General features: G+C 59.5%; 12 protein-coding genes. 8 read left to right on the top strand and 4 right to left on the bottom strand.

The window, feature by feature from the left end:
- Positions 1-4: 4 nt before the first annotated feature.
- Positions 5-373, bottom strand: coding sequence for a DUF427 domain-containing protein (locus GPL81_RS18870; RefSeq protein WP_121101967.1), 369 nt, complete (start codon positions 371-373; stop codon positions 5-7).
- Positions 374-669: 296 nt separating this feature from the next.
- Between GPL81_RS18870 and GPL81_RS18865 the strand changes: the two genes are divergently transcribed.
- The 5 genes from GPL81_RS18865 to GPL81_RS18845 all read left to right on the top strand — a co-directional run bounded on the left by GPL81_RS18865 (position 670) and on the right by GPL81_RS18845 (position 6848).
- Entirely contained in the window at positions 670-2919 is a 2250-nt protein-coding gene (locus GPL81_RS18865; RefSeq protein WP_160107931.1) for a C1 family peptidase, read from the top strand.
- A gap of 18 nt (positions 2920-2937) precedes the next feature.
- Positions 2938-3360, top strand: coding sequence for a hypothetical protein (locus GPL81_RS18860; protein WP_160107930.1), 423 nt, complete (start codon positions 2938-2940; stop codon positions 3358-3360).
- Between the two features lie 103 nt (positions 3361-3463).
- Complete coding sequence (locus GPL81_RS18855) at positions 3464-5413, top strand: DNA topoisomerase III (RefSeq protein ID WP_178122611.1); 1950 nt, start codon at positions 3464-3466, stop codon at positions 5411-5413.
- Positions 5414-5490: 77 nt separating this feature from the next.
- Positions 5491-5979 carry a GNAT family N-acetyltransferase gene (locus tag GPL81_RS18850; protein WP_160107928.1) on the top strand — a complete coding sequence of 163 codons (489 nt, stop codon included), beginning with the start codon at positions 5491-5493 and terminating at the stop codon, positions 5977-5979.
- 539 nt (positions 5980-6518) lie between these two features.
- Complete coding sequence (locus tag GPL81_RS18845) at positions 6519-6848, top strand: hypothetical protein (protein ID WP_096510833.1); 330 nt, start codon at positions 6519-6521, stop codon at positions 6846-6848.
- Between the two features lie 209 nt (positions 6849-7057).
- On the opposite strand, the gene cynR is transcribed toward GPL81_RS18845, so the two are convergent.
- A complete protein-coding gene (gene cynR / locus GPL81_RS18840; RefSeq protein WP_160107927.1) occupies positions 7058-7939 on the bottom strand; it encodes a transcriptional regulator CynR in 882 nt (293 codons plus the stop codon).
- A 122-nt stretch (positions 7940-8061) separates the two neighbouring features.
- Between cynR and cynS the strand changes: the two genes are divergently transcribed.
- Positions 8062-8529, top strand: coding sequence for a cyanase (cynS, locus tag GPL81_RS18835; protein WP_160107926.1), 468 nt, complete (start codon positions 8062-8064; stop codon positions 8527-8529).
- A gap of 60 nt (positions 8530-8589) precedes the next feature.
- Entirely contained in the window at positions 8590-9249 is a 660-nt protein-coding gene (locus GPL81_RS18830) for a carbonic anhydrase (protein WP_160107925.1), read from the top strand.
- A gap of 80 nt (positions 9250-9329) precedes the next feature.
- Here GPL81_RS18830 and GPL81_RS18825 read toward each other — a convergent pair whose 3' ends face one another.
- The gene (locus GPL81_RS18825) at positions 9330-9680 is read right to left on the bottom strand and encodes a BON domain-containing protein (RefSeq protein ID WP_160107924.1); all 351 of its coding nucleotides are present in this window, start codon (positions 9678-9680) and stop codon (positions 9330-9332) included.
- A 172-nt stretch (positions 9681-9852) separates the two neighbouring features.
- The gene (locus GPL81_RS18820) at positions 9853-11355 is read right to left on the bottom strand and encodes an aldehyde dehydrogenase family protein (protein ID WP_160107923.1); all 1503 of its coding nucleotides are present in this window, start codon (positions 11353-11355) and stop codon (positions 9853-9855) included.
- Positions 11356-11518: 163 nt separating this feature from the next.
- Here GPL81_RS18820 and GPL81_RS18815 point away from each other — a divergent pair, with 163 nt between their 5' ends.
- A complete protein-coding gene (locus GPL81_RS18815) occupies positions 11519-12310 on the top strand; it encodes an N-acetylmuramidase domain-containing protein (RefSeq protein ID WP_160107922.1) in 792 nt (263 codons plus the stop codon).
- Positions 12311-12573 lie beyond the last annotated feature (263 nt).

Below are 12573 nucleotides of genomic sequence, written 5' to 3'. Positions count from 1 at the left end.
TGAATCACTCCTCGAGTTCAACGATCTCGAACTTCACCTGATCCGGATAAAACGCCATGTATTCGCGAATCTGCGAGACAGACACCTTGGGATTCTCGTAGCTCCACACCGCATTGGCGCCTTCATGCCCGGGAACCTGCAGACTGAAGTAGCTGGCATCCCCCTTGTAGGGGCAATAACTGGTGTGATCGGTCCGGGCGTAATATTTTTCGTCGATGTCTTCTCGCGGTACGTAATACACCGGCGGGTAATTGGCCTCCAGCAGCACCAGTGCCCGCGAAGACGCGGCCACCTGGATACCGTGAAATTTCACCAACAGGCAGCCGGGCTGCTCGGCAATGGTGATGACAGGACTAGGACCGGTGCTTTTCATGGAATACGTTCCTCATGACGATGATTGACCGCGTTATCGTTCATCGCGAGCAAGCTCGCTCCTACAGCGATGGGCTGCGCAGCAGCCCCAAAACCTGAGACCACGATGTATCAGGTATAACCCAAGTTTCGCATTCACAACGTCTTCGCAGCCGAACGGGACTTTGCGCGGGATTGAACGATGAATCCTGGCCCCGGGGGAATTTCGTCTACGATCTATAAACCGTTTACATCCCTACTGCGCAGGTACGCAGTCGTGGCGTGGGGTTGCGAATCTCAGTCGCTGAGGACCCCCACATGCCTGCCACAACCTTCTCTCTCAACCAGAAAGTCATCACCCTGGACGCCCGGCCGGACCGCCTGGACCTGCGCGATCGCATGTTTACGCCTCGGGTCCAGTCGCTGCCGGCAACCTGGCCTGCGCAAAGCGACATTGTCAGCCAATTTTCGGCTTATCTGGGCCGTGGCCTGGTACTCAATCAAGGCAACGAGGGTGCGTGCACCGGCTTCGGGCTGGCAGCCGTGGTGAACTATCTATTGTGGAGAAACGACCGTGCGTCCCCCAAGACCAGCCCGCGCCAGCTCTATCACCTGGCCAAGCTGTATGACGAATGGCCGGGCGAAGACTACACGGGCTCCAGTTGTCGCGGAGCCTTGAAGGGATGGCACAAGCACGGCGTCTGCGCCGAGGAACTGTGGCCTTATACCGTGAAGGCCGACGGCTCGGTTCCGGCATTTGAAGCGCCGGACCCGAGCTGGGCAGCCGACGCCGTGACCCGCCCGCTAGGGGTTTACTACCGCGTCGAGAAAGATGACATCACTGCCATGATGGCGGCGTTGCATGAAGCCAATGCGATTTACGTTTCGGCCAATGTGCATCAGGGTTGGGCATTGATGCAGCCTCAAAGCAAAAAAAAACCGGTGGTGCAGTTCCAGGACATGTCTCAACTTCCGGTCATTCAATGGCCCTCAAGGGCTGAGGGCGGACACGCCTTTGCATTGATCGGCTACACCCACCAAGGGTTCATCGTGCAGAACTCCTGGTCGACCGATTGGGGATTCGCAGGCTTTGCCATCCTGACCTTCGAAGACTGGCTCGCCAACGGCACCGACGCGTGGACCGTCGCCCTCGGCGTGCCGATCGAACACGGCGCGATATCGCGCAATGCGCGCCCTTCGCGCTCCAGATCCGATGTGCAATCAGCGTTTCGCAGCGCCCTTTCAAGTGCCAGCGCCAAGCGCGAAGGTTTCTCGCTGTTTACCGCCAGCAATCGGGACGCCGACCGCAAAGGACCTGCATTGTTAACCGTCGATCAGGCCTACGGCTTGACCATCGTGATGGAAAACAATGGCAGCATCGGCCCCCGTCTTACCGACGTGGAAAACGTCAGCGCCGGCGTCAGGCGAATCGTCTACGAATCACCTCGCGCCTGGTACGACAAACTGCCTGCGGCGGACAAACCCTCCGTCCTGCGTATCGCAGTTTTCACCCACGGCGGGCTCAACTCCGAGCAGGACTCCATCAACCGGATTTGCGCGATGGCGCCCTACTTCCTCGAAAACGGCATTTATCCCTTGTTCATCACCTGGCGCACCGGTGTGCTCGAGACGCTGGAAGACATCGTCCATGACACGATGCCCGGACTGTTTCCCGAGGCTGGCGGATTCAGCGATGTGTTGAAAGTCATCAAGGACAAAGCCCTGGAAAGCCTGGATCGCACAGTGGAACTGGCCACCAAAAAACTCGGGGGCGATCAGTGGAGTCAGATGAAGCAGAATGCCGATGCGGCCGCCGTGGCAGGCTTTACGCCGCGCGGTCTGGTGGAAATGGCCGACTCGCTGAAAAAACTGATCGGTGACATGGGCCAAAAGAACGTAGAGCTACACCTGATCGGACATTCCGCGGGCTCCTTGATCAATGGACGCCTGATTCAATTGTTGTGGGCCAGAGGTTTGCCCGTTGAAACGTCGACGCTGCTGGCTCCCGCCTGCACCCTCGACTTCGCCAACCAGACCTACCGCAAAGTCATCGAGGCCGGTGGACTCAAGCGCAAGGATTTCCATATCCACATGATGTCCGATAACCGTGAACAAAGTGACAATGTCATCGGCGTGTACCACAAGTCACTGCTGTACCTCGTGTCCCGGGCCTACGAAGAACTGCAACGCATGCCGCTGCTGGGTATGGCCAAGAGCCTGGACAAGGATTTCCAGGATTTCGCCGATCCCGCTCTGGCGGAGTGGAACATTGCCGCCAGGAACATGACCGAACAGTGGAACAGTTTCTACTGGGGCAAGGACGGGAAACCGGCAAAAGACATTCCGTCAGGTTTTGCCGCGACGGGCAACGGGCTTGCCGAAGAGTTTGCCAATACCCTGCATATCTTCAACGATCAGAAAATGAACTATGGTGCGGGCACCAAAGCGGACACCTCCCATGGTGGGTTCGACAATGACGTAAACGTCATTACCACGGCATTGCTGACGATTCTCAGGCAAGTGCCTGGCACGAAGCTGAAGCAGCCGGTGGTCAATCTCAACTACTGACGGATCCAGGAGAATGACATGCCGGACTCCTCCATCGCACCGCCAGGCGCTCGCACGCTGCTTTATCGCGGGGACATCCAGGCGTGCGACCCCTGGTTCAAGACATCTGTGGAGATAACCGCCGCCGAGCGCTATTTTTTCCGCGCATCGGGATCGTGGACCGACTGGACACAGGTCCATGATCCCAACGGATCACCCATGGCAAACCTGCGGCTTTTCGAGCGCTTTATTCGTTGCAAGGAGGCGGACGCCACCTGGTTTACGCTCGTGGGAACGATCGACAAGGATCCCGCCAGCTTTTTTGCCATCGGTGACGGTCGCCGTTGGCCGACGGGCTGGATTGCGCCGGCGTCTGGTCGACTGTTCTGCTTCGCCAACGACGCGAGGTTGATGTACTTCAACAACCGCGGCGCCATCACGCTGGAGGTGTGGACCACCTGAAATGGCAACACATCAACTGTATATTCATACAGATAAAGATTGCCCCCGCGCCCATCTCCGGCCATTCTGTGCACCTCCCGGACACTGATCGACGATGGTGGTTATGCGGCTGTACCTCTGTGAAAAACCTTCCCAGGCCAAAGACATTGCGGCCGTGCTCGGCGCCAAACGTCGCGGCGATGGCTGCTGGCTGGGAATGGACGTCACGGTGACCTGGTGTATCGGCCATCTGCTGGAAACCGCGCCGCCGGATGCCTATGACGCGCGCTACAAACGGTGGGTGCTGGCCGACCTGCCGATCATTCCGGACAAATGGAAGATGACCGTCAAACCGCGCACGGCCAGCCAGTACAAGGCCGTCAAGCGCCTGCTCGGCGAGGCCAGCGAACTGATCATTGCCACCGACGCCGACCGCGAGGGCGAAATGATCGCCCGGGAACTGGTGGAGCATTGCCGTTATCGCGGTCCGATCCGCCGCTTGTGGCTGTCGGCACTGGACGATGCCTCGATCCGCAAGGCCCTGGCCGCGCTCAAGCCGGGGGCCGAGACCTTCAGCCTTTACCATTCGGCATTGGGGCGCAGCCGGGCCGACTGGCTGATCGGGATGAACATGAGCCGGCTGTTCACCCTGCTGGGGCGCCAGTCAGGCTATCAGGGCGTATTACCGGTCGGCCGGGTGCAAACGCCGACCCTGCGCCTGGTAGTAGACCGCGACCGCAGCATTGCCGATTTCGTACCGGTCGCCTACTGGGCTATCGACGTGCAACTGCTGCATGACGGCACCACCTTCACCGCCCAATGGCGGGCGACCTCCGATGCCTGCGACGATCAGGATCGCTGCCTGAATCAGGCACTGGCCCGGCAGGCAGCGGCGGCAATGACGGGCGCTGCGAGCGCCAGGGTCATCAAGCTGCGCACCGAGCGCATGCGTGAGGTGGCTCCGCTGCCGTTCGACCTGGGCACGCTGCAGGAAGTCTGTTCGAAGAAACTCGGACTCGGCGCCCAGGAAACCCTCGATATTGCCCAGGCGCTCTACGAAACCCATAAAGTCATCACCTACCCGCGCAGCGACTGCGGCTACCTGCCGCTGAGCCAGCACAGCGAAGCGCCGGGCATTCTGGCGGCATTGCGCCAGGCCGATCCGACGCTGGACGCCTTGCACGGTCACCTCGAACCACAACGCCGCTCACGGGCCTGGAACGATGCCAAGGTCAGCGCGCACCATGGCATCATTCCCACCGCTGCCGCGAAAAACCTCGATCGTCTGGTGGGCAAGCAGCGCGCGGTCTACACCCTGATCCGCGCGCGGTATCTGGCGCAGTTCCTGCCCAATCATGAATACGATCGCACCCAGGCCGACTTCGACTGCGCCGGTGAAGCCTTGCGCGCGGTCGGCAAGCAGATCGTCGAAGCCGGCTGGAAACGGGCCTTGCCCGAAGCCCTTGCACCGGCCAAAGGACGTGAGGCACCGGCACCGCAGACCTTGCCGAACCTCAGGGAGGGAATTGAGTGTGCGGTAGCCAGCGTGCAGCTCAAGGACCTTTGGACTCAGCCACCCAAGCCGTTCACCGAGGGTGATTTGATCAAGGCCATGAAAAACGTGGCCAAGCTGGTGGAAGATCCGCTGCTCAAGCAAAAGCTCAAGGACACCACCGGTATCGGCACCGAAGCGACCCGCGCCTCGATCATCCAGGGCCTGCTCGATCGCGGTTATCTGGTCAAGAACGGCAAGGCACTGTCTGCAACCCCGGCCGCGTTCAGCCTGATCGATGCCGTGCCGCGGGCGATTGCCGATCCGGGCACCACCGCTATCTGGGAGCAGGCTCTGGACATGGTGCAAAGCGGAGAAATGAGCCTCGAGGAATTCGTGACCAAGCAGGCCGCCTGGATGAGCAAGCAGGTCAGCCGTTGCGCCGGCCTGAGCCTGACCATCAGCGGCCCGGCCAGCCCTGCGGGGCGTGGCGCCACACCGTGGAAAAACAAGCGCAAACCGGCTAAACGCAAAACATCAACCGGTAGCAAACGAACGGCGAAACCGACAAGCAAGGTCTGAAGCGAATCAGGCCACAGGGTTATTGTCGCCCGAGCTATCCTTGGCTGAGGGGTATCGCGTCTCAGGAGCCACCTCCCATGTCGTCAATAGAACTGCACGCCGCCCAGCGCGACGAACTGGAAACCCTCGAAAACCTGATGCAGTTCTACACCTATGACTTCAGCGAGTGGCTGCCACTGAAGCTGGGGGAACATGGCTTTTTCAATATTCAGCCCCTGCCAGACTATTGGCGAAACCCCGCGACCCGACCATTCCTGATCCGTGTCGACGGTGAATTGGCTGGTTTCGTAACGGTAGACAACGAGACCCACCTGCCCGGCGCCCGGTACAACATCGGCTATCTGTTTATTGCGCGGCGCTTTCGTGGCCAGGGTGTCGCGAGGTTTGTCGTTTCCACCCTCTTGAGTCGCTTCCCCGGTCAATGGCAGATTTTGCATCTTGATGCGAACCTTGGCGCTCGGGCGTTCTGGACCAGGGTAATGCCAGACTTTTGCCCAAAGGGTTTTGACCAGCATCAACAGTCAATCAAGGGTCTACCCTGCACCCTTTACCGATTTTCGATGTAGTCGTCACCCCCCTCGATGGGTGCTTTTCTACCCCCCTCCCCTAATTCCACACAGCTTTGTCCGACAATATGTAGTGACCAAAAATAATCACTACAAAACCGTTGACGCCTGCGATTTGCCCTTGCATGATGCAGACGTCTCCCCGATCGGGAGTACAGGCAACACGTTTGAGCAAGCTCGTCTGACCGCCGAGCTGTTTTTTCCGGATACACGCTGCCCACAAGGCAGATTGAAGAAGCTGACCTGGCCTGAACGTCCAGTACAAGGGCGAGAAGCGCTGGCGATCCATCCTCATGAAGCTTGTGGCCGACCTTGAAAACGTCGGCAGGGCCAGAAGGTTTTCGCCGCTTCTCTTCGTTGTGACGCTATTGCGTAGCAGTTATTCAACACGACTACATGCAACAGACGCAGGACCTCGCCTCTATAGGCGGACGACTGCTGACGTCCTGGTTTCGGTGCCAGGGATCAACTAACCGATGGGCTACTTGTATTAGCGAATCAACTTTGAAAGATCACCAATTGGTCAAGGGAGCTTTATGATGAATCTGAACAATCAACCGACTATCGAAGAACTGGCTCGTCTGTTCGCGGCGAAAAAAGATACGCTCGACAACCATATTCTTTGGATCAGCAAATCGGGCAGCGTTCATATCGACTGCCTGTCGCCCCACACCCATGAAGCGGAGTTCGACCAGAACAACCAGAACCTGCTGGCCCGACTGAAGATGTACCGTCGCGGCCAGGGCTATGTCGGCAAGAAAGCCGCGGCCGACAAGGACTTCATCGGTAATGTTCTACAAACGCTGAAACAGGCTTGGGCCTCGTTGCAGAATCAGAATGAAGTTCGGGTGATTGATCGGTTGTACTAATTGAAATGAGTCATTACTGACTTATTAAATAAAAAAGGCCTGCTCCCAAAGAGCAGGCCTTTTTTATTGAATCCGATACACAAATGATCAGATCACTCCAGTCCCTGTGGGAGCGGGCTTGCCCGCGATGACGGTGTGTCAGCCAACATCAATGTTGAACTTGCTGGCCTCTTCGCTGGCAAGCCAGCTCCTACAGGGGTATTAGGTGGTTATGAGAGATCCTTACCCAACACCAACTCCAAAAACGCCAATGATGCAGCGCTGTGATAGTTGTTTTTACGCCGCAGCAACGCCGCCCCACGCTTGGGCGCCTCTCCCACCAATGGAATCTTGCGTAATGCCCGCTCCACCGTGGCGATGGGTTCCGGAAGGATCGTCGCAATGGCTGTGTGGCGAATGACTTCCAGCAATGTATTGACCGAATTAACCTCGATGGCCACCTTCGGCGTGATCTGGGCCTCAGCGAAGTACTCATCAATGCAAGTGCGGGTGACGAAACCCGGGGTCAACAACGCGAACTGCAGTTGCGCCACCTCTTCGCTGGTCAATGCCTCCTGGCGTTCATACAACGGGTGCGCCCGACCGACCATCAGCGCCAGGGTCTCGGTAAACGCCGGAATCGACTCGATCTCGGCGTTTCTCACCTGATCGAACGCAATCGCGATATCCAGTGAATCACCCGCCAGCCCGGCCTCGATGTCGTCCATCGACAGTTCGAAAATCTCCAGGTGGATGTTCGGGTACCGCGCCACGTAATCGCGCACCAGCGGCCCCACCAGATACGCCATGAACGTCGGAGTCATGGCCAGGCGCAAGGTGCCACGGGACAAGTCCTTCACGTCATGCAACGCACGCTTGCCCGCCTCCAGTTCCACCAGCACCCGACGGGCGCATTCAATGTAGGCCTGGCCCGCGTCGGTCGGCTTGACCGTGCGCGAGTTGCGGTCGAACAGGCTGACACCGAGGGTTTCTTCCAGCTGCCGAATCTGTTGCGACAGGGTGGGCTGGGACACGTGCAAGGCTTCGGCGGCGCGGGTGAAACCGCCGTTATCGGCGACGGCCAGCAAGTAACGCAAATGACGCAGCAGCATAGGATCTCCATCTATAGGCAACACTTATACGTTGCATTGTATATCGGTCTTGGACGCTATGAGTTGATCAGCAGAAGATGAGCCCACACCCAAGCGCTACCCACTGCAACAGGAGATCCACCATGCAACAGTCCCACGCTTACAACGACACCAGCCTCGAACTGACCGCTAAAATCCTGGACGCCAAGGCTCGCAAAAACCTGTCCTTCGAAGACGTGGCACAAGGCACTGGCCTGGGCCTGGCTTACGTCACCGCTGCCCTGCTCGGCCAGCACCCTCTGCCGCAAAGCGCGGCGAAAGTAATCGGCGAAAAACTCGAGCTGGACGCCGACACCGTGGCCCGCCTGCAGATCATCCCGCTGCGCGGCAGCCTCTCGGGTGTTCCGACCGACCCGACCATCTACCGTTTCTACGAAATGATCCAGATCTACGGCACCACCTTGAAAGCCTTGGTCCATGAGCAGTTCGGCGACGGCATCATCAGTGCAATCAACTTCAAGCTCGACATGAAGAAAGTCGAAGATCCGGAAGGCGGCTCCCGCGCGGTGATCACCCTCGACGGCAAATTCCTGCCCCTGCGTCCTTTCTGAGTTGATAGCGGCCCGCACCGCCGTGCGGGCCAAACCCGGCATATCCATGAGGACGCAACCATGAAAGCGCTCATCGAAGGTTTCCTGAAGTTCCAGAAAGAAGCCTTTCCACAACGTACCGATCTGTTCAAGCACCTGGCCACCACCCAACACCCAGGCACCCTGTTCATCACCTGTTCCGACAGCCGAGTCGTGCCGGAACTGCTGACCCAGCAAGAGCCCGGTGAGCTGTTCGTGATCCGGAACGCCGGCAACATCGTGCCCTCCTACAGCCCCCATCCTGGCGGTGTGTCCGCCACGGTCGAGTACGCTGTCGCCGTGCTGGGAGTGACCGATATCGTGATCTGCGGCCATTCGGACTGCGGCGCGATGACCGCTGTCGCCAAGTGCACCTGCATGGATCACCTGCCTGCCGTGAGCGGCTGGCTGCAACACGCCGAGTCGGCAAAAGTCATCAACGAATCCCGCCCTCACGCGAGTGACGCGGCGAAGGTGAGTTCAATGGTCCGGGAGAATGTCATCGCGCAACTGGCCAATATCCAGACGCACCCGAGCGTACGCCTGGCTCAGGAGAAAGGCCTGTTGAATTTGCATGGTTGGGTTTACGACATCGAGACCGGTTCGGTCGACGCCCTGGATGCCAACAGCCACCGCTTCGTGGCACTCGCCGAGTATCCGGACACCTGTGCCATTCAAGCACGACCCGCAGCAGCAGCCTGACGTTTTAACCCACTGACAGCGAGACAATCGACCCAGCGCTCCCGGCTCACGGGAGCGCTGCACCGACACGATCGACAGGGTTATTTATCGTCCATCCTCGTTGACGATTGTGACCGTTTTTCAGGGGCCTCTTCAGCGTTGGGTGGTTCTGGAATGCTGCCCGGTGTGAACACGTGAGTCAGCAAGTCCCGGGCATCGACTTCGACGACGCCCTGAACCGAACGAGCCAGACTGACAGCCTGCTCACACTGTTTATGGGTGTTGACGCGACCGCTCAACGCCACCGTGCCCCCATGGGTCTTGACATGGATTTGCAGGCCAAGGCTGGGTTCAACCATTGCCAGGGCTGACTTCACCCTGGTGGTAATCCACGTGTCGTGAACGCCCCTTTCCAGATCCTGAGAGTAATGTTGAAACGAATGAAGTTTCATGCTGCAACCCTCTTCACGTTATCAGATGCGCTGTCCGTCCCATTTGCTGTACAGCCCTCTGCCTTTCAGGCGAGCGTCATGGGACATCTGATTCGTTTTGGAGTGCTCGCCACGGCAATACAGACACTCATTAAGTATAGTGCGGCCGTCGCCCCGGGGTCGGGGAGCCGACTCAACGTTTGACCGACAGATCCGTCTGGGTCATGCGGCTGCGAATGGTGAACACACCGTCGCCCGACAGGATCGCGCTGCGCGCAAACAGACGCCCGCTCTCCCAGTTCGACAGGCCCAGTTCCGGCTTGTTGAGCGCGTACTGGCCATCGACCCAACGGGTAATGCCGTTGCCGACAAAAGGTGCATTGACCGCGTTGTAGAAACGCTCCTGAGCCGCCGCGTCTTCACTGATCAGCGACACGGTGAACTGCGGGCTGTAGCGATTGAACAAGGCGATGGCACTGTCCAGGTCGTCGATGATGTTCAGGCTGACTTCCGGGGTTTCCTCCCATTCCCACTCGCGGCCCAATTGATCTTCCGGCAGCGGTTCGGCCAGGGCTTCGGTGCGGTAGCCTTCGGCGCGGTACACCTCGACGGTTGCACTTTGCCAATCGGCGGGCAGGTACGTTTCGCTGCCTTCGACGATGTGCAGTTTGCAGCCCTGGCCCCGGGCCTTGCCGGCCTGTTGCAGTGCATCGAGAAACAGCGGCACCAGCTCTGCGGCGCGGTCGCGGTGGATCAGGCAGACGTTCAGGGTATTGCAGACCTTGCGGTCAAGGGAGTTGCGCACCACGCGGGTGAAGCGTGTGGCATCGGCATCGGTATCGGCGATCAGCCAGGCACCACCGGTGCCGTGCAGGCTGACGGCGGTGCCGGCCTGTTGCGCGATGCTGCCCAACTGGCTGACGGCACGCCCCGAACCACGGGCCACGGCCAGCGACAGGCGCCGGTCGGCGAACATCGCCCAGCCTGCGGCGTGATTGACGCTTTCCACCAGCGACACCGCACCGCTCGGCAACCCGGCGTCGGCAAGCGCCGGATTCAACGCATGGGTGACGATCGCCTGAGCCGTGCCCAACGCATCGCTGCCAATGCGCAGCACGGCCGTATTACCGGTGCGCAAGACGCCGGCGGCATCGGCGAAAACATTCGGCCGGCCTTCGAAGACAAACGCAACGATGCCCAGCGGCGATACCACTTGCTCGACTTTCCAGCCATCGTGCTCGACGCAACTGATCACTTTGCCGCGAGTGGCCGACGCATCGCGCCAGGCGCGCAGCCCCGCGATCATGTCCCGGCGCATGCGCTCATCGGCCAGCAAGCGCGTGGTCGAACGGCCACGGGTCTTGGCCCGCTCGATGTCGGCCTGGTTGGCCGCTTCGATCAAGGCCCAGCAATCCTGGGTTTCCAGGCGTTGGGCGAACAGGTCGAAGAAGTGGCTGATCGCCTGATCCGACACCGCCGACATCGCGCTAAACGCCGCTTCGGCGCGTTCGATCGCGACCGCCGCCGCCTGCTGGTCGACCACTGGAATCAACAGCAACTCGCCGCTGACCTGCTCCACCAGCAGATGGTCTCCGGGCTGGAAGCGTGCCGCCAGTTCGGGGCTGACCACAGTGACACGATTACCGGCGAAAGGGATCGGCGTGCCAGCGACTAGACGTTCGAGCGCAAGAGACATGAAGCGGTATCACCATGCAATGGGCGGGCGGAAAATGTATAGCAAAAGACCCTGAGCGTCACCCGCCACCGGCCTGCGCCGATGATCGCAAAAGCGCGTGCACGGCCCCGGCGCACCTACGCTTAAGCGTGCACCCGCGTTTCCATTTTCGAAGGAGGCCGTCATGAGCGATGAATTCAGAAGCCATGGCGCGGCCCTTGACGACGAAGGTCTGGAAAATGCATTGGACCTGGCCAAAGTCAGCGCTGCGCAATTGTGGGCTGTTCTGGCAGTAGAAACCTCCGGCAACGGATACTTTTCCGATCGCCGTCCGAAAATCCTCTTCGAGCGACATGTATTCAGCCGCTTGACCCACCAGATGTTTGACGCGCAACACCCTGATATCAGTAGTAAAACCCCCGGTAATTATGGCGCTACGGGGGATCATCAGTACGATCGTCTGAACCAGGCCATCCGCCTGAACCGCAATGCGGCGCTGCAAAGTGCTTCATGGGGCTTGGGGCAGACCATGGGATTCAACTACACCACCACCGGCTCGGCGGACGTCGAGGCAATGGTCAAGCGCATGGTGATGTCCGAAAACGAACAACTGCTGTGCACCGTCGGCGAACTGATCGGCGGTGGATCGGTGGCGGCATTGCGGGCCAAGGACTGGGCGAATTTCGCCCGACGCTACAACGGCCCCAATTACGCCATCAACAACTACGACTTGCGGCTCAGTGCCGCCTACCAGAAGTTTTCCTATGGCGGCACGCCGGACCTGAGGATCCGCATGGCCCAGACCTATCTGACGTACCTGGGCTGGCACCCTGGCCCCATTGACGGCATCGTCGGCAAACAGACCCGGGACGCGATGAACCTATTCCAGGCCAAAGAGGGCCTGGACCTGACCACGGTGCTGGATGACCAGACGCTGGAACGCTTGCGCAGCAACATCCTGGCGTTGCCGCTCTGACCCGCAATACCTGCACAAATCCCCTGTAGGAGCGAGCTTGCTCGCGAAGGGGCCGGCACATCCCACATCACCGCTACCCGACACACCGCTTTCGCTGGCAAGCCAGCTCCCACAGGGCCTGGGTTGGTCAGGAAACCAGGCGAACACCCCAAAATCACTGTGGGAGCTGGCTTGCCAGCGATGGGGCCGGTACATCCAACATCGCCGATGCCTGATACACCGCTTTCGCTGGCAAGCCAGCGCCCACAGGGCCTGGGTTGGTC

The sequence above is a fragment of the Pseudomonas izuensis genome (assembly GCF_009861505.1).
GTDB classification, from domain to species: domain Bacteria; phylum Pseudomonadota; class Gammaproteobacteria; order Pseudomonadales; family Pseudomonadaceae; genus Aquipseudomonas; species Aquipseudomonas izuensis.
Note: the sequence above shows the minus strand (reverse complement) of the source record. Positions and strands in the feature narration are given on the sequence as shown.